Below are 17,257 nucleotides of genomic sequence, written 5' to 3' on the forward strand. Positions count from 1 at the left end.
CTTCCCTCGCCCACCACGCCGCCGGCGACATGCCCGCCCTCCGGCTCGCCGCCGCCACCCTCGCGAAAATCAACGAACGCCTCGGCGGGGGCGTCGACATGGACGCCGAAACCGAAGAACTCCTCCGAGAACCTGCTGCATGGCATCGGATAGTCGCTCGGCACTTGGGTCGGACCGCCCGCAGGCCGGGAAGGGAAGAGCACGGGACGTTTGGGCAGTGGGGGAGGTGTCGGTGAGCGGGAGAGTACGGCTTTGGGGGGCCGGTGCGCTGGTGGGGGTCACCGCTTCGGTGTTGACATGCGGGCTGGCCGTGGTCGCGGTAGTGCTCGTTCCCGCGTGGTGGCCTCACCCGGCGGTGGCCGTCGTTGCCGGGCTGTTGCTCCTCGGCGTGGGGTTCGCCCTGATCGCCGTGTGTTTCATCCGTCTTGGTCCTTGGCACTTCGGGGTGGCCGCAATCGTGGAGTGTCTGCTGGCCGTGGGGTTGCTGACGTTTCTCGACCAGGCCGTGCTCGACGTGTGGGGCAGACCGTTGGAGACCGTCGTCACGAAGGCCGTTCGGCATGAGAGGAACGCGCCGACGGGGAAGGCCACTGGATCCTGGTGGGAGTGCTCGCTGGAGCGGCTCGATGGTACGGAACTCGAACGGACGCTCAGGGAGTCTGACTTCGTCCCGATGGGGGAGGCGTGCCCCGCCGACGCGGAGGCAGGAGACCGGCTCGTGGTGTACGTGGTGCCCGGAGGGTTCGCAGCGCCGCAGGCGAACGCCCCTGTCGGGGGTGTCTGGCTGGTCGTCGCGTTCACTGCTGCCGCCACAGCAGCTGCGGCGACGTTCACGGCTGTCGGAATGACTCGCGCGGGTGCCCCCGAAGTGGGGCGGACCCCGCGTCTCGTACGGGGCCGGGCAGACGAATCGCCGCCGGCCCGCACCTGAGACAGGCAGCGTGCCGGAGCCGCATCGCAGGGCAGGGTGTCCGACGCCGACCGCGGCTCGTGCGTGGCCCACGAAGCCCGCTCCGCCGTCCGACGAGGCTGCCGGCTCGCGCGCTCGCGGGGCTTCCCGACGGCATGGCGGGTCAGTCCCCGTCGTCGACCCACCGCCGGCCGCAGCATCGGCACCTGCCGCCCCACCATGGGGTATCCCAGTCGTGCTCGTGACGACGTCGCTGTCCGTCTCGCCGCATCGCCGGCAGATCTGTGCGTAGTCGCAGGGCGTGGCCCTTCGGTTCGGGGTGACATAGTCTGGCCGCTGCGCCTCCGGGAGACAGTCCACTGCGACGAGGCGGTTCACGTGCCGGACCCACCCGAACTCGTGTCCGCACCGGACGCAGGCCACAACCTTCCGACACGGATGAACGCGGCTTCTCACACCCGTACTCGTGCAGCACACCGGAACGCCGGAGCCGATCGCGGAACGCACACCGCCACTGGTGAAGGCACGGTTCGGAAGCGCGACCGATCTCTTCAGGCGTGACGCGTCGATACGTGTGGACCCCGAACCTGCACAGCCTACGACGTACGAACCGGATGTGCTGGCGGGACCGAGAGCCGGTGTCTTTGACGCGATGCTCTGACGGCCGGCGCGCAGACACTGATGCCCCGTCTGGCTTCGTTCACGTTCAGCAGCAGCGTTTGTCTATGAGTTTCAACAGCGGTTGACGATCAGCGCGCTCGCAGATGTTCACGGGAAACGACGGCACTGTCGTCAGCGAGGGCGTTCGCGTCGATCACAGGATGGCAGGCACCGCTGGAGAAACAGGCACGGTAATCTCGGGCCATGCCCGAGACATCGGTGGCGCACTTCTACGACGAACTTGCCGATGACTACCACCTGATCTACTCGGACTGGGACGCGAGCATCCGTCGGCAGGGGGACGCGCTGGACGCCGTGATCGACCAGGGTCGCGCGGAGGTGCTCGACTGTTCCTGCGGCATCGGCACGCAGGCCATCGGCCTCGCGCTGCGCGGGCACCGCGTCACCGGGACCGACATCAGCCCCCGCGCCGCCGCCCGCGCTGCCCGTGAGGCCGCCCGCCGGAGCCTGAGCCTGCGCACGGCCGCCGCCGACATGCGGCGCCTCCCGTTTCCCGACGGCCGGTTCGACACCGTCGTCTGCGCCGACAACTCGCTGCCTCATCTGCTCACCGAGCAGGATGCGCACGCCGCCCTGGCCGAGATGCGCCGCGTTCTGCGTCCCGCCGGCCAGCTGCTGGTCAGCACACGTCCCTACGACGACCTGCTGCGAGACCGCCCGGCTTCGACACCTCCACAAGTCCACCGGATCGCCGACCATGCCGACGGCGAAGAACGGACCATCACCTTCCAGCTCTGGCACTGGCATGACGACGGCGAGCACTACGACCTGGAGCACTTCCAACTCCGCCCGGCAGACGGGGAATGGCACGTCCAGGTCCGCCGGACCACCTACTGGGCACTCGGCCGGGACCAGCTTGCCGGCCTCGTGGCCGAAGCCGGGTTCGTCCGCTCCGGGTGGCGGACGCCGCAGGAGACCGGCTTCTTCCAGCCGCTGCTCGTGGCCCGCGCTGGGTGAGTAAGTGATGGTTCCCAGCCCCGCGTGGGACCTCCGCTTGGCTGAGCGTGTTCTTTATCTACCAAGATCTTCCGGGCTTGCCGATGGCCTTGAGGGTCTCGGGGCGTTTGACGGTTTTGCCGACGTCGTAGCGGGGTGCCCGGTATTTGTTCTTGGCGCCGGGTGGCCGTCCGGGGCCGGCGCCCTGGGGTTTGGGAACACGGGGCGGGCAGGCGAGGTGGGCGCGGATGTTCCTGAATCCCCGGCGGACCCGGGCCGGGGTGAGCCGGTCGGAGGTGGTGGGTTTCTCCCAGGGCCGGCGGAGGTCCGCGGCGAGCGGCCGGGCGAGCCGGAGCTGGGTGTGGGCGACGATCAGGATCCAGGTCCAGAGGTCCGCCGCCTCGTGCGTACGGAGTTTCGGGGTGGTCCAGCCGAGGGTCTGTTTCGCGAAGCGGAAGGTGTGCTCCAGGTCGAATCGGCGGAGAAACGCCTGCCAGAAGCGGCCCACGTCGTCCGGGGTGGCGCCGGTCTTCGAGGACCACAGCCACACCGGCGGCGCGTCCCGGTCCTTCGACAGGTGCTCGACCTCAACCGGATCAACGTCCCCTCGACCAAGGGTAGTTCACCATCATGGTCAAGCCATGAGGAACGATGGGTGAGCCGGGGGTGGACCCGGTCCCATGCCCGGGTTTCGGCCTTGTCGTAGTTGGTGGTGTCGGTGACCGTGATGATCGCCGGGCTCGGGCCAGGTCTCCGGCTTGGTGATGCGGAACTCCGGGCCGTGCTTGGGCGGCCGGCCGTTGACGCCATGCGTCCGCGGTGGCTTCGGCAGGCGCATGAAGCGGTCGGAACGGACGCGGCCGACAGCTCGACCGGCAGGTCACGCAGGACCCAGGCCAGGCGCGTGACGTCGTGGCCGGCGTCACTGACGATCACGATGTGAGGGTCCCGGCCTGACACTGGCCGGCGGTGATCGCGGTCGCGCCGTCCGTCGGGCCGAGCCGGACCGCGTCCAGGATCGCAGTCCAGGACGTGGCGCCCGGCTCCAGAACGGCGACGAAGGAGTTGGGCCAGCCCGGGATGAACCGCGAGTGTGTCTTCGCCCGGCCGTAGACGTGGCAGAACAGGCGCTCCGCCGAGCATGGCGCGTCCGAGCGAAGCCAAGGCGACACATCGACCGCCAGGACCAGGCGCCTGCCGTCGAAACGCGGCAGCGGCAGCCCGGCCAGCACCGTCCGCAGCCGTTCGGCGTCGATCAGGCCGTTGTTCAGGCCGCCGTACATCGCTCCGTGCCCACGCCGATGCTCGGGCACCAGGGTCAAGTCCACCGGGGACTTCACCGCACCGTCCGCACACAGCACCGCGTCTGCCAGCTCGGACAACTCGTCGCGCCGAGCGGTCAGACACTCGTAGAACTCTCCCCGGAAGCGTGACGCCTCCGCGAACGCTTCCCTCCGGACAGCATCAGGTAGCAGACTCACCCCCACGGCCTTCGTCTTGGTCACGTGCACCTTGGTCGGAGCACAGGATCAGAGGAAGGCCGCCCTCACGTCCGGCGAACCCCCCAGGTGAGCGACCCAGCTCGAGTCGCCGCTCGAGGCCCGGAAGAAAAAGAGCAAGCTGAAAGAGCGTTTTGTCCTGCCGAGGTTGTTTGGTTCGATGTTCAGGTGTCGCGCCAGTTCAGGGTGGATTCGCGAGTGAGTCTCCGGCTTATGAGGTCGATGATCGCGACGTGGATTATGGCTTCGGAACGGTGGGGGTGGGTTTCGTAGTCGCGGGCCAGTCGGCGGTGATGCATCAGCCGGCCGAAGGTCCGCTCGACGACCCGGCGTCGCGGGATCACCTTGAAGCCTTTGACGCCCGGGGCGCGTTGGGCGACTTCCACATCGATGCCGAGGCGGGCGCCGTGTTCAATGGCTTTGGTGCGGTAGCCGGTGTCGGCCCATGCTTTGGTCACGCGCGGGTGAGTGGCAGCGATGTGGGACATCAGGTGCATGCCGCCGACGTTGTCGGAAATGCTCGCCGCGGTGACCCGGACAGCCAGGAGCAGGCCGAGGGTGTCCACCCCGATGGCCCTTGCGACCTGCGATTTTCTTGCCGGCATCGATGCCTTGGCTGGTCGCGGGTACGTTCGCGGAGGTCTTCACGCTCTGCGCGTCCAGGACGCAGGCGGTCGGCTCGCCGTCGCGGCCTTCGGCTTCCCGGACCAGGCGCCGAAGGAGACCGTTGAGTTGGCCGAAGACGCCTTCTTTCTGCCAGGCGGCGAAGTAGCCGTAGACCGTCTCCCACGGCGGGAAGTCGTGGGGCAGGTAACGCCAGGCAATGCCGGTGCGGTCGACGTAGAGGATGGCGTCCATGATGCGGCGCAGGTCATGCTCAGGCGGGCGACCGATGTCGAGACCCTTGCCTCTGCGCTCGGCCCGCCAGGTGGTGAGCGTGGGCCCGATCAGTTTCCAGCGGGCGTCGGAGAGGTCGCTGGGATACGGGCGGTGTCGCGTCATGTTTCGGTAGTACCGTCGAGCAGGCCGCCTCCCCAGGGCGCAAACGAGGTCAACCGGGGGCGCGTTGGGATCAGACAGGAGCGAACGCGACGAATCGGGTCGCCGAACGACGACGCGAATCCCTTGCCCCGCATCAGACACGTCTGTCCCGAGAGCCTCATACCGGCTCGGTCTGCGAATCGACGCCAAACAACCTCGGCAGGACAAAACGCTCTTTTGGAGGGCGTTTTGTCCCGGTGTTTGATCCCGTATTGCCGGGTTCATTGTGGTTCAGGTGCCGCGCCGTGTGGGGGGTGGATTCGTGGGTGAGTCGGCGGGTCATGAGGTTGATGGGGGTTGATACTGGTGGGGCTGCCTAAACTGTCGCCAGTTCCTCGTGGAACCCGCTCTGCCAGGGACCGTGTGTGGTCGCCAGAGTGAATAATCCCCCATATGGATCAGGGACTTGCGGCGCTACTGGGTGCATCGGTTGGCGTTCTCGGCACGGTTGCGGCGTCGGCGATCTCCAGTGGGTCGACTCGGCGGCAGTTGGAGGGGCAAGCCAAGGTCGAGCACGCCCAGTGGCGCAGACAACTGCGGCGAGACGCGTACAGCGCATTCCTAGCCCCAGCCAACGAGTCGCGCAGCGCTCTCAAGGTGGCTGCACGAGCGCTGGTAGGCGATGCCCCAGATGTGGCGGAGGCTGATCGGCGGCTCCAGATCGCGCAAGATCAGTTGGTTCTGGTGCAGATAGCTTGGGCCAGCCTCGCAGTAGAGGGACCCGAGTCAGTGGAGCAGGCCGCCCACAGCGTCCACCTAGGGCTCCACTCGATGCACACGACTCTTCTCGCCTGGCGCGACTCCTCGGGTGCCCTGGATCGCAACGTCAACTTCGTTGAGCGTCACGCCGTCGAGGTGACCATGGTCTCCGAGCGCCTCGGCAGCTTCACGTCGGTGGCGCGAGCCGCCTTGGACGACACAGACCTTCCGTCAAGCAGGCGCGGCTGAGGGTTCGGCGCAGACCGCGGCAGTTGACTGGTAAGCCTGCATGTTGAGGTGTCGCGTATTCAGCGGATGGGTCAGGCTTCTGATTACTGACTGTCGCCGCTCACGGTGGTCCAGCGCGGATCGATGTGGCCCAGCCATGCGTCTTGATCGTCGGCCAGTGGTTGCTTCAGCGGAAGGGGGAGGAACCGGCAGGTGAAGGTGAGGCCGGCGTCATCTCCGTCGCCGTTGACGTGGTGGTCCCACGCATCGGGGTTTTCTGCTGGTGCCTGAAGGAAAAAGAAACTGGTTCGTCGTGGCTGACCTGTATCGGGATGAGGCTTGTTCTCCACGGCAATCTGTCGGACGACCGTGGCTGTCAGCAGACCGGTCTCCTCTGCGACTTCTCGAAGGGCCGCTTCTTCCAGTTCTTCGCCTGATCTGACTCCTCCCGCAGGGACTTGGGTGCCGGCCTCGGGCATACCGACGTGGTCGAACACCAGAACTTCGGGGGCGGCGCGGTTCCGGATTACGTATGCGGCGACACGGATTCTGGGTCGGGTCATCCCGGCATTGTCAGTCATCTGCGCCGGACGCCTCGGCCTGCTCAACCGAGCTTTGCCGAACCTCGGCAGAGCCGTTGGACGCTGTGCTGGACGGCAAGATCAGCAACCGCTGTTCCATTGTTCCCCGGGGCCGTGTTCCGCGCGTTCTCGGCCGACGACCGGAAGCTGATGTGGGAGCGCGTGATCAACAGGGCGTACCCGTACTCCCTGGACGTCCTTGCCGACGGCGAGCTACTTCATCTCAACAGCCCCAGCAGCACCTTCGCACTCGACGCGGCGACCGCCGCTGGACGACCGCGGAGTGGGCGGCCGACAGCGTCGCTGTGGTGGCGGACGACCGGGTCCTGATCGCGGGCACCGACGACATGCGCAGCCTCTCGCTGGCCGACGGTGAGGAGACGGCGGGTCGGCGCAGCTTCGAGGGCTGGCCCGAGAGCGAGGCGCCCAAGGCGATGCTGGTCCCGGGCGGGGTGGTGCTGACGGCGCACGTACCGTGAGCCAGAGAGCGCGAGCCGATCGCCGGACCCGCACAAGGGCGGCGCGGGTGCCCATGGGTGCCCGCGACGCCCCTGTGCGGCGCCGCTCATACCGCGGCGGTCGCCCTCCTCACATCCATGCCGTCGAACCGTCGGATCGGACCGGCACCTTCCGCTTCCAGCTGATCCAGTCGTCGGTCGTGAGCGCGGCCTCGTCGATCTCGACACCCCACCCGGGGCGGTCCGGGCGCAGTTCGAGGTGGCCGTCGACCGGGAGGTAGGGGTCGGGGCACCACGACACGTCGTCCGGCTTGTACTCAAGGATGCTGAAGTTGGTCGTCGCTGCCGCGAAGTGCACATTCGCCGCGGTCGCGAGCGGACCGAGCGGGTTGTGCGGCGCGACCGGGACGTAGTGCGCGTCGGCGATGGTGGCTATCTTCAGCATCTGTGTGAGCCCCCCAACCACGCAGATGTCCGGCTGCACGATGTCGGCTCCGTCCGCGCCGAGCAGCGCCAGGAACTCGTGCGGGGAATACAGGCACTCACCTGTCGCCAGCGGCACCGCGATCTCGGACCGAATTCTGCCCCAGGCGGGGATGTGCTCGGGCCGTACGGGCTCCTCCAGGAAGAGTGGCTGGTTGGGGGCGAGCGCGGCGCCGAGATCAATCGCCTGCCGCGGTTCCCACAGACACGCGTGCGCGTCGAACGCGAAGTCCCACTCCGCAGGGTGACTGTCGCGGACCTCGCTGAAGTACTCGCCCAGTTCGCGGACCACGAGCCCGAACCGGGTCCGGTGCGGCTCCGTCCGGTAGGGGCTGAGCTTGAACGCCGTGAAGCCGAACCGGTCGTGCAACGCCGCGGTGGTGTCCCGCAGTTCGCCGATGTCCGGTGCGGAGTACAGACCCGCGTAGACCCGCACCCGGTCGCGTACCGCACCGCCGAGCAGCTGGTAGACCGGCACACCCACAGCCTTGGCCGCGATGTCCCACAGCGCGTGGTCGACGGCTGCGATGGCGGCGAGGCCCAGCGCCCCCTGGGGGAAGCGGCCCGACTGCAGGAGGAACTGGTTGACCCGGCTCGGGGACCGGGCATCCATACCCTTGATCTGCTCGAACAGGTAGTCCAGCAGCGGCGGGTAGGCCAGGTCGGGGCCGTGGTTGTACACCTCCGACCATCCGTCGACCCCGTCCTCAGTGCTGATCTTGACCAGCACTCTGGGCCGGTCGCCGACCCGCTGGCGGAAGGTCTGCAGTGACTCGATCCTCACGCCGCACGCTCCCCGGCCGACTCGGGCACCGCGGAGCGCCACCGCGCCATGGACTCGGTGACCTCGCGGGCGAGCGCGTCGGACAGCGGGTGGCTGGGCGGACGGACATCGCGACGGCACAGCCCGAGCTGGTGCATGGCCTCCTTCACCACCGACACGTTGTTGGCCGAGGCGTCGCGGGCCCGCAGCTCTTCGAAGTGCCGGATCTGCTGCCAGACCTGCGTGGCGACGTCGTAATCACCGCGCCGGAGCGCTTCGAGCAGTTCAAGGGATACGGCCGGAGCGACGTTGACCAGGCCCGAGGTGAAGGCCCGCGCCCCCGCCTGCCAGTAGGCCGGGGCGTACGACTCCGCGAGGCCGGTGACCCACAGCAGCCCGTCTGCCGCCTCTGCCCGCGTCGTGGCGAACACGACCGGATCGGGTACGGAGTACTTCAGCCCGACGACGTTCGGCGCCCGTTCCGCCAGGCGTGTGATGTGGGCACCGGTGACCGCGCGATTGGTGAGGTAGGGCAGCACTCCGATATCGGGTACGGCCGCTGCGATCCTCGCGTTGTACTCGACCCAGCCGTTCGGCGTCAGATACGGCAGGACGGGTTGGTGAATCATGATCGCGTCCGCACCCGAATCGCGGGCGAAGCGTGCGTCGGTGATGGCCGACCCGAGGTCGAACCCCACTCCGGCGACGATCGTCGTGGCGCTCCCGCGCGCCGAGAGGACGCTCGTCAGAACGTGGCGGCGTTCGTCCGGGGAGAGTGCGTAGAACTCACCGGTGTTGCCGTTGGGCGTCAGCGCGGTCAAACCGTTGTGGATCAGACGTGCGGTCAGAGCGACCGTCAGGTCATGGTCGACGGCGCCGTCCTCGTCGTACGGGACGACGGGGATCCCGATGACGGTGCTGAGCTGCTCGACCAGGCGGCCGGCGTTCAACGAGGTGGTCACGAGGTGGTCCTTTCACCGTGCTCGGGAAGTTCCGCGGGAAGATCGTGATGGTGCGTGACGGGCTTGACGCGTACCCAGAACAGGTAGATCGCGGCGCTTACCAGAGAACACGCCGCCGCGCCGAGCAAGGGGCCCACATAGGACCCGTTACTGGAAGCCAGGAACAGTCCGATGGCGATGGGGCTGAGGAGGTTGCCCACCTGGGAGCCGAAGTTCTGGAAGCCGGCCACCGCGCCGACGGACTCCGACGAGGACGCCACTTCCGCCGGAAGGCTCAGGATCGCCGCTCCCGCGAACGAGTGCGCGGCGCTGCTGACGGTGAGTACGACCATCAACACCAGATTGCTCTCGATGAACGGGGCGAAGCCGATGCACGCGCTCAGGGCGAGCCCGGAAACGATGGGAACCTTCCGGGCCAAATTCGCGGAGGCTCCGGACGCCAGCATCCGGTCGGACACGATGCCGCCGAGCACGGTGGAGCCGATCGCGATGAGCGCCGGGATCCAGCCCACCATGCCGAAATCCCTCTCGGAGAATCCGCGGTCGTCGAGCAGAAAGCTGGGATACCAGGTGAGGAAGAACGCCCCGGCGAGCGAGCGGAACACATAGCCGGTCATCAGCGCCCACACTTGAGGATCGCTCAGCAACTCCCGCCACGGCGCGTTGTCACCGACCGACTCCGCTGAGGTCTTCGCGCCCTGATCGGAGCGGATGTGGGCCAGTTCGGCCGCGGAAACACGCGGATGCTCCTCGGGCTCGCGGTACACCGCCGCCCAGCCCACAATCCACAGCAGGCCGGTGACACCGATCACGACGAAGGCCAGGCGCCAGCCGCCGAAGACGGCCAGCGCCGTCACCACCGGAATCGACAGCGCCGTTCCGATCTGCTGGCCCATGTCGAACAGGCTTGACGCGAAAGCCCGTTCCTTGCGCGGGAACCACCGTGAGACGACCTTGATGTTCGCCGGCTGCACCGGCGCCTCACCGATGCCCAGGCCGAGGCGGAACAGCATGACGGTTCCGACGCCCTGCGCGAGGGCTGTCAGCGCCGTCCAGATCGACCACCAGCCGACGGCGACAGGGTAGATGATTCTCGGGCCGAAACGATCGAGCAGCCAGCCCGAGGGAATCTGGAACAGCGCGTACGTCCAGAAGAACGCAGAAAGCATCACGCCCTGAACGGAAGGGCTGATGTCGAATTCCTTCGACATGTAGGGCATGGCCACGCTCAGCGCGGCGCGGTCGAGATAGGCGATCGTGAGGCCGAGGGCCGAGAAGCCGACGATCGTCCAGCGCATACCGCTGCGCCGACGAGCCGGTGAACTCCCTGTCTTGGACAAGGGCACGCGGGAATAAGGGGGCACCATCGCTCCCGAAGTTGGGTAGGCTCCCCAAAGGGAGCATGGGAATTCTCCTGTCGCGGCCCGGGATCTTGGCGGTGAACGGGCCGCATCTCGCATCGTCAGTCACTGAGTGCTGTTGTCCGATCAGTCGGCCGGCCATCCGCCGAAGCCCTCAAGGGGTGGCAGGATCCGCGCCGTTGAGCCCTCAAAGCGCGAGACCACTCCTAAGCGGACATAGCGACCATGGTCTCCCATTCCCATTCATAGTGGGGTCTCGTATATGACGTACGACGGGATGAAGCTAGGAGCGCCGGAGAGATTAGTCAACGCATCTGACAAAATCCGTTTCCGGGGAACCGCGGACCGAACCGCCGTACAGCCAAGGCTTGGTGATGAGTTCAGTGGCGCGAAACGGTGTAGGCCCGGCGGAAACCGCCGGGCCTACACCTAGGGCGCTCCGCAGATCTCCAGACCTTCCGGTGTCGCGCACGGCAGATGCCCGTGCGTCCGGATCACGTCGCGCAGTTCGCTGTAGCCGAGGGCGCCGGGCAGTTCCGCGACGGTGTTCAGGACCTGCTCGGTGCTTTCGAACTCGCAGCGGAAGACGCGGGCGCTCGCGTCGTCCTTCCGGCGGCAGTCGGTGGACGAGGCGCCCGGCTCGAAGCCCTTGAGGATGCGGCGTTGGAAGGTGTCGCGGGTCCCGGAGCCGGCGTTGCGGCTGACGAGTCGGATGCCGAGGTCCGGGCCGCCGAGCGTCTTCCAGTTGGTGATGTCGCCGCGGTAGCCATGTCCAGGACGGTAGGGGTGCCCAAGAATCAAAACCGCCCCTGATTCTCGAATATTCTCCTGACGCCTCATCCGATTCGCGTTGATGCTCACACGAGCCCGGATCGCGCCCGCGCGATCAACCGATGCGCCCCCGGCCCGTACACGGCCGCCTCATGCAACTGGCCCCATACCCGCTCGTACACGCCGACGGACTCCACATCGTCCAGCCACAGCTCGGCGGGCCAGTTCTCCACGATCGCCAACCGGTCGTCATACAGCCAGAACCCCGGCCCCGGAGGAATCCGCACCGGCGCCCCCAACGGCACGATCCCCAGCCGTATCGTGTCCATCCCCACGAGCCCTGCCAGTCGGTCCAGTTGCCAGGCCAGCACCTCCGGCGGGCACCTCAGCGTCAAGGGCGGCCTCCCACATGACGATGTCGAACACCCGGCCCTGCCGCGAGAGAATCTCCTGCCGGCGCACCCGGGCGCGGACCGCGTCCTCGACGTCCCACACCGACTGGTGCAGATCCACGTACGCCTCGAACATACATCGCGCGTAGTCGGCGGTCTGCAACATGCCCACGATCATGCTGCTCTGCCATGCTCGGAGCCTCATTGACCGCTCGTACTCCACCGTGAGCGCGTCCTGCACCGGCCGGTGCCCCGCGGCGAGCTGTCGGCGCCACGACCGGGAGCGGGACTCCAACCCCCGAAGGCGCGCCTGGAGTTCGGCCGTCGCCTCCGGATGTCCGGTTGCCCGAGCCCACGCCGAAAGGTCGTCTGCCGTCGCCGTCTGCCGGCCCGTCTCCAGCTTCGACACCTTCGACTGCGGCCAGCCGAGGCGGGTCGCGAGGTCGCGGCCGGTGGTCCCGGCGCGCAGCTTGCGCAGCCGCGCCCCGAGAGACACTCTGGCCTGCTAGTCGGTGCTCACGCGCGCAGGTTACTTGGCGAGGAAGTGCGGTGCCGCGTGGTGCCATGCCGCCTCGCGCGGTCTGTGCGTACCGCAGCACGTCGATCGGGTTGGTGATCAGTTCGACGCCGGTCATCTCGTCGTCCGTATCGAAGTGGAGCAGTGCGACCACTCGCATGTCGAAGATCCAGAAGTCTTCTTCGGGTAGACGCAGATGATCGGCCTCGGCCCGGGTGAGGACGCGGATGTCCTCGCCGACGTGCGTGTTGCGGCGTGCGTTGTCGAGGAGCTACCGCTGCCCCTCGGTCGCGGGCTCGTCGAGGACCCGTACGCGTTCGATGCGCTTCCCGAAGTCCCGCTGAGCGCCGCCAGGCGCTGTGCTTCAGCGTGGTGAACATGCCGCCGAACTCGGCGAAGCTGATCCACTGTGGGACATGGACGGGCACCTTCGGGCCGAAGTTCGCGAGCAGCTCGCGAGGCACCACCACGGCGCCAAGCGGGTCTTGCCGTCGACGTCGGCGTACTTCTTCAACAGCTTCATGGCGTCCATCACCGGCCGGTAGGCAGTGTTGTTGCACTTGAAACCGAGCGTGTAAAGCAGCGGAGGCAGCATCTGCCGGTACTACGAGTTGTAGGAGGAGCGCAGGGTGGTGCGGACCTTGGCCTTGAAGACGGCGATCACGCGCGTCCGGGCCCGCGGCCCGGAGGAGTGCGCCCCATGAGCACCACAACAGCACATGATTTCCTTGCGTATTCCTGTCATGGAAATGCTTGCGCAAGGGCCTACCGCATGGATATGGCTCGGCTTACGATGAATTGCATGGATCCGGTGGTGTTTCTTTTGTCTCTCGGCGCGATTTGTCGTATCACCAGATTTATAACCAAGGACGTACTGGCTGCCGGGTTGCGCACGTGGGTGGCCGATCACTTCGGGGACGAATCCCGTCCCGCCTATCTGGTCACCTGCGGTTGGTGCACGGGGATCTGGGCCTCCGCATCGGTCGTGCCGCTCGCCTTCCTGGCCGGCGACACCACCGTTTTCCGGGCGGTCGCCATGGTCCTGACGCTGTCCTACCTGGCGGGCCTGGCGTCCACCTGGCTCGACTGAAGAGAGTACGACGCAGTACGAAGGAGGAGTTCCCATGGGATGCAACTGCGGTGCAGGTGCCGGCCGGCGAGCGACCATCTACCGGCTGGTCCTGCCGAACGGAGTCATGCGCGACTACCCCACCCGCCAGGAGGCCGAGGCCGCGCGGCGCCGCGGTGGCGGCACTGTCATCGTCGTCAACCAGTAGGCGCCGTACCGCCGGTGCGCTTTTCGTGAGCGGGGCGGACGGCCTATGTGCGGTCCCGCGCCGGTGGGTACCGGAGAATATCTGAATTACGCCCTCGCCCCCCCTGGGCGCTCCGCCGTACGGGTGTCATTGCGTGCACCCGTATGGCGGATGAACGGGACCAGGGCGCCTACTGGGAAGCGTCGGAGAGTGAATCCCCGGCGCCCGCTTGTGTGGCCCGGTGAGTAATGCGCCGGCACAGCTTGTTTTCCTTCCGGCGTGCCTCCCATTTCCGCTGCCACCCGAAAGGGCGTCGGGTCGCTCTGGCCACGTACACTCCCAAAGGAGGCTGCATCATGGCCAGTTCCACCACCACGCTGACATCGTCTCCCAACCCCTCGGTCTGCGGGGAGTCGGTCACCTTCACCGTCCAGGTCTCCCCGGTACCGCCGGAGACCACCACCCCGACCGGCACCGGCAGCGTCATCATCAGCGACGACGGGCCCACGCTCGTCGGCACCCTGGACGCCGCCGGCCAGACCCAGGTCACCATCGACGACCTGAGCGTCGGCACCCACCAGGCGATCGCCGCCTACAGCGGCGACAGCACCTTCGACCCGTCGTCGTCCGGCCTCCTGAACCAGGTCGTCAACGCCGCGGACACCACCACCGTCGTGACGGCCAGCCCGAGCCCCTCGGTCTGCGGCGAGACCGTCACCCTCTGCGCAACCGTCACCATCGACCCGCCCGGCACGGGCACCCCGACCGGCACCGTCACCTTCACCGGTCCCGGCGGGCTGAACCAGACCGCCATGCTCGACAGCAGCGGCCACGCCTGTGTGACGACGGCAGTGCTGAGCACCGGCACCGTCACGGTCACCTACAGCGGCGACGACTGCGCCGCGAGCTCCACGGGCAGCGTCGACGTGACGGTCAACCAGGCGGATACGGCGACGGTGGTGACGGCCAGCCCCGAATCGTCGGTCTGTGGCCAGCCGGTCACCCTTTGCGCGACGGTCACCATCGAGCCGCCCGGCGCCGGCGTCCCCACGGGCACGGTGACCTTCACCGGTCCCGGCGGCTTCAGCCAGACCGCCGTGCTGGACCCCGCCGGCCAGGTCTGCGTGACGACCGGCTCGCTGGTCACCGGCACCGTGACCGCCGCCTACAACGGAGACTCCTGTGCCGCGCCGTCCACCGGCACGGTCGACGTGACGGTGAACGAGGCACTGACGAACATCGACGTCACAGTCACCCCCGAACCGTCCGTGTGCGGACAGAGCGTCACCGTCTGCGCGACGGTCACCACCCAGTCACCGGGTTCGGGCACACCGACGGGCTCGGTGACCTTCACGGCCGACGGCGGTCTCAACCAGACCGTCTCCCTCGACGCCGGTGGCCAGGCCTGTGTCACCACCACCACACTGGTCACCGGAGAGGTCTCCGCCGTCTACAACGGCGAGGGCCCGTGCTTCGCGGGCTCCGCCGAAGCGGTCGCGGTCACGGTCGACCAGGCCGCGACCACCACCTTGGTCACCGCCATCCCCGATCCGTCGGTCTGCGGCGAGCTGGTGACGGTCTGTGCGACGGTCACCATCGACCCGCCCGGCTCGGGTACGCCGACGGGGACGGTGACCTTCACCGGTCCCGGCGGGCTGAACCAGACGGTCACCCTGGATGCCACCGGCGAGGCGTGCATCACGACCACCGCGCTGGCCACCGGCACGATCACGGCCACCTACAACGGCGACAGCTGCGCACTGAGTTCGACCGGCAGCACCGACGTGACAGTCAACCCGGCAGACACCACGACCACCCTCGCCGTCACCCCGGACCCGTCGGTGTGCGGCCAGTCGGTGACGTTCTGCGCGACGGTCACCACCGACGCGCCCGGTTCCGGCGTTCCGACGGGCACGGTGACGTTCACGGCTCCGGGCGGTTTCAGCCAGACCGCCGTACTGGGCCCCACCGGACAGGCCTGCGTGACCACCACCACGCTGACCACCGGGACGGTCACGGCCCTCTACAACGGCGCGGCGTGCTTCAACCCGTCCACCGGCACGGCAGATGTGACGGTGAACGAGGCGTCGACGACCACGGTGGTCACCGCCACCCCGAACCCATCCGTCTGCGGCCAGACGGTGAGCCTGTGCGCCACGGTGACGACCGACCCGCCAGGTTCGGGCACCCCGACCGGCACCGTCACCTTCACCGGGCCCGGCGGGCTCAACCAGACGGTGGCTCTGAACGGCGCCGGCCAGGCCTGCCTCACGACGACCTCCCTGGCCACCGGCGCCGTCACCGCCACGTACAACGGTGAGGGCCCGTGCTTCGCCGGCTCGTCGGGTACCGTCGCCGTCACGGTCGGCCCCGCCGACACCACCACCACGGTGACGGCACTGCCCAACCCCTCGGTCTGCGGTGAGCTGGTGACGGTGTGCGCGAGCGTGACCGTCGACCCGCCCGGTTCGGGTACGCCCACGGGCACGGTGACCTTCACCGGCCCCGGCGGGCTCAACCAGACAGTCACCCTGGACGCCACGGGCGAGGCCTGCCTGACCACCACCTCGCTGGAGACCGGCACGATCACGGCCACCTACAACGGCAGCTCCTGCGCCAACCCGTCCACCGGCACCGTCGACGTGACGGTCAACCAGGCGGCGACCACCACGACCGTGACCGCTACCCCCGACCCGTCGGTGTGCGGCCAGACGGTCACATACTGCGCGAGCGTGACCGTCGACCCGCCCGGTTCGGGTACGCCCACGGGCACGGTGACCTTCACCGGCCCGGGCGGGCTCAACCAGACAGTCACCCTGGACGCCACGGGCGAGGCCTGCTTCACCGCCCCCGCCACGCTCTCCGGCACCGTCACGGCCACCTACAACGGTGACGACTGTGCCGCGCCGTCCACCGGCACTGTCGACGTGACGGTGAACGAGGCGTTGACGACCACGACGGTCACTGCGACACCCAACCCGTCGGTGTGCGGTCAGTCGGTGACGGTGTGCGCGACGGTGACCACCAACGCGCCCGGTTCGGGTACGCCCACCGGGACGGTGACGTTCACCGGCCCCGGCGGGCTCAACCAGACGGTAAGCCTGGACCCGAGCGGCAAGGCCTGCCTGACCACCACCCTGGCCTCGGGTACCGTCACCGCCGTCTACAACGGCGAGGGCCCGTGCTTCGCCGCGTCCAGCGATACCGTCACGGTCACGGTCAACCCGGCCTCGACCAGCACCGCGGTCTCGCTCACGCCGAATCCGTCGGTGTGCGGGCAGTCGGTGACGGTGTGTGCGACGGTGACGACGAACGCGCCGGGTTCGGGTACGCCCACTGGGACGGTGACGTTCACCGGTCCGGGCGGGCTCAACCAGACGGTGCCGTTGAACGCGAGTGGTCAGGCGTGCTTCACCACGACGTCGCTGGCCACTGGCACGGTCACCGCCCACTACAACGGCGCACCGTGCTTCACCGGTTCCACCGGCACGGCCACCGCCACGGTGAACCCGGCGACGACCACCACGACGGTCACTGCGACACCGAATCCGTCGGTGTGCGGGCAGTCGGTGACGGTGTGTGCGACGGTGACGACGAACGCGCCGGGTTCGGGTACGCCCACCGGGACGGTGACGTTCACCGGTCCGGGCGGGCTCAACCAGACGGTGCCGTTGAACGCGAGTGGTCAGGCGTGCTTCACCACGACGTCGCTGGCCACT

The 17,257-nt window shown here is 68.0% G+C and carries 12 protein-coding genes and 5 pseudogenes; 8 read left to right on the forward strand and 9 right to left on the reverse strand.

What is annotated here, in order from left to right; translation table 11 throughout:
* The first annotated feature begins 232 nt into the window (after positions 1-232).
* Positions 233-931 carry a hypothetical protein gene (locus ACIBLA_RS25490; RefSeq protein ID WP_399199987.1) on the forward strand — a complete coding sequence of 233 codons (699 nt, stop codon included), beginning with the start codon at positions 233-235 and terminating at the stop codon, positions 929-931.
* 843 nt (positions 932-1,774) lie between these two features.
* Positions 1,775-2,548: a class I SAM-dependent methyltransferase gene (locus ACIBLA_RS25495; RefSeq protein WP_363245524.1), complete on the forward strand. Its 774-nt coding sequence runs from the start codon at positions 1,775-1,777 to the stop codon at positions 2,546-2,548.
* A 58-nt stretch (positions 2,549-2,606) separates the two neighbouring features.
* Here the strand turns inward: ACIBLA_RS25495 and ACIBLA_RS25500 are convergent.
* A pseudogene (locus ACIBLA_RS25500) lies at positions 2,607-4,008 on the reverse strand (NF041680 family putative transposase).
* 182 nt (positions 4,009-4,190) lie between these two features.
* Positions 4,191-5,028: pseudogene (locus ACIBLA_RS25505) on the reverse strand (IS5 family transposase).
* 432 nt (positions 5,029-5,460) lie between these two features.
* On the opposite strand from ACIBLA_RS25505, the gene ACIBLA_RS25510 reads away from it, so the two are divergent.
* Positions 5,461-6,015, forward strand: coding sequence for a hypothetical protein (locus tag ACIBLA_RS25510; protein ID WP_363245526.1), 555 nt, complete (start codon positions 5,461-5,463; stop codon positions 6,013-6,015).
* A gap of 83 nt (positions 6,016-6,098) precedes the next feature.
* Here ACIBLA_RS25510 and ACIBLA_RS25515 read toward each other — a convergent pair whose 3' ends face one another.
* Positions 6,099-6,557: an NUDIX domain-containing protein gene (locus ACIBLA_RS25515; protein ID WP_399200045.1), complete on the reverse strand. Its 459-nt coding sequence runs from the start codon at positions 6,555-6,557 to the stop codon at positions 6,099-6,101.
* 326 nt (positions 6,558-6,883) lie between these two features.
* On the opposite strand from ACIBLA_RS25515, the gene ACIBLA_RS25520 reads away from it, so the two are divergent.
* Entirely contained in the window at positions 6,884-7,054 is a 171-nt protein-coding gene (locus ACIBLA_RS25520) for a hypothetical protein (RefSeq protein ID WP_363245527.1), read from the forward strand.
* Positions 7,055-7,163: 109 nt separating this feature from the next.
* Here ACIBLA_RS25520 and ACIBLA_RS25525 read toward each other — a convergent pair whose 3' ends face one another.
* The 6 genes and pseudogenes from ACIBLA_RS25525 to ACIBLA_RS25550 form a co-directional block, all read right to left on the reverse strand.
* Positions 7,164-8,300, reverse strand: coding sequence for a mandelate racemase/muconate lactonizing enzyme family protein (locus tag ACIBLA_RS25525; protein WP_399199988.1), 1,137 nt, complete (start codon positions 8,298-8,300; stop codon positions 7,164-7,166).
* Positions 8,297-9,241: a dihydrodipicolinate synthase family protein gene (locus ACIBLA_RS25530; RefSeq protein ID WP_363245529.1), complete on the reverse strand. Its 945-nt coding sequence runs from the start codon at positions 9,239-9,241 to the stop codon at positions 8,297-8,299. The genes ACIBLA_RS25525 and ACIBLA_RS25530 overlap by 4 nt, the downstream gene beginning before the upstream one ends.
* Positions 9,238-10,539, reverse strand: coding sequence for an MFS transporter (locus ACIBLA_RS25535; RefSeq protein ID WP_399199990.1), 1,302 nt, complete (start codon positions 10,537-10,539; stop codon positions 9,238-9,240). Before ACIBLA_RS25535 ends, ACIBLA_RS25530 begins: the two co-directional genes overlap by 4 nt.
* Positions 10,540-11,031: 492 nt before the next feature.
* Positions 11,032-11,367 (reverse strand): annotated as a pseudogene (locus tag ACIBLA_RS25540) (substrate-binding domain-containing protein); the annotation flags it as partial.
* Positions 11,368-11,459: 92 nt separating this feature from the next.
* Positions 11,460-12,261 (reverse strand): annotated as a pseudogene (locus ACIBLA_RS25545) (helix-turn-helix domain-containing protein).
* A 142-nt stretch (positions 12,262-12,403) separates the two neighbouring features.
* A pseudogene (locus tag ACIBLA_RS25550) lies at positions 12,404-12,511 on the reverse strand (DUF6879 family protein); the annotation flags it as partial.
* A 187-nt stretch (positions 12,512-12,698) separates the two neighbouring features.
* Between ACIBLA_RS25550 and ACIBLA_RS25555 the strand changes: the two are divergent.
* The 4 genes from ACIBLA_RS25555 to ACIBLA_RS25570 form a co-directional block, all read left to right on the forward strand.
* Positions 12,699-12,827, forward strand: coding sequence for a hypothetical protein (locus tag ACIBLA_RS25555; protein ID WP_363246891.1), 129 nt, complete (start codon positions 12,699-12,701; stop codon positions 12,825-12,827).
* A 257-nt stretch (positions 12,828-13,084) separates the two neighbouring features.
* Positions 13,085-13,372 carry a DUF1360 domain-containing protein gene (locus ACIBLA_RS25560; protein WP_363246892.1) on the forward strand — a complete coding sequence of 96 codons (288 nt, stop codon included), beginning with the start codon at positions 13,085-13,087 and terminating at the stop codon, positions 13,370-13,372.
* A 34-nt stretch (positions 13,373-13,406) separates the two neighbouring features.
* Positions 13,407-13,559, forward strand: coding sequence for a hypothetical protein (locus ACIBLA_RS25565; protein WP_363246893.1), 153 nt, complete (start codon positions 13,407-13,409; stop codon positions 13,557-13,559).
* 335 nt (positions 13,560-13,894) lie between these two features.
* Positions 13,895-17,257, forward strand: a 3,363-nt coding sequence (locus tag ACIBLA_RS25570; RefSeq protein WP_399199991.1) for an Ig-like domain repeat protein, incomplete at its 3' end; no start/stop codon positions are given.

The organism is Streptomyces sp. NPDC050433 (genome assembly GCF_044458565.1).
Taxonomy (GTDB): domain Bacteria; phylum Actinomycetota; class Actinomycetes; order Streptomycetales; family Streptomycetaceae; genus Streptomyces.

Bases quoted from the DNA above. Each gene is read 5' to 3' on its own strand.
- ACIBLA_RS25495 (WP_363245524.1), top strand. From the start codon at position 1,775: ATGCCCGAGACATCGGTGGCGCACTTCTACGACGAACTTGCCGATGAC.
- ACIBLA_RS25510 (WP_363245526.1), top strand. From the start codon at position 5,461: ATGGATCAGGGACTTGCGGCGCTACTGGGTGCATCGGTTGGCGTTCTC.
- ACIBLA_RS25515 (WP_399200045.1), bottom strand. From the start codon at position 6,557: ATGACCCGACCCAGAATCCGTGTCGCCGCATACGTAATCCGGAACCGC.
- ACIBLA_RS25535 (WP_399199990.1), bottom strand. From the start codon at position 10,539: ATGCGCTGGACGATCGTCGGCTTCTCGGCCCTCGGCCTCACGATCGCC.
- ACIBLA_RS25555 (WP_363246891.1), top strand. From the start codon at position 12,699: ATGGACGGGCACCTTCGGGCCGAAGTTCGCGAGCAGCTCGCGAGGCAC.
- ACIBLA_RS25560 (WP_363246892.1), top strand. From the start codon at position 13,085: ATGGATCCGGTGGTGTTTCTTTTGTCTCTCGGCGCGATTTGTCGTATC.
- ACIBLA_RS25565 (WP_363246893.1), top strand. From the start codon at position 13,407: ATGGGATGCAACTGCGGTGCAGGTGCCGGCCGGCGAGCGACCATCTAC.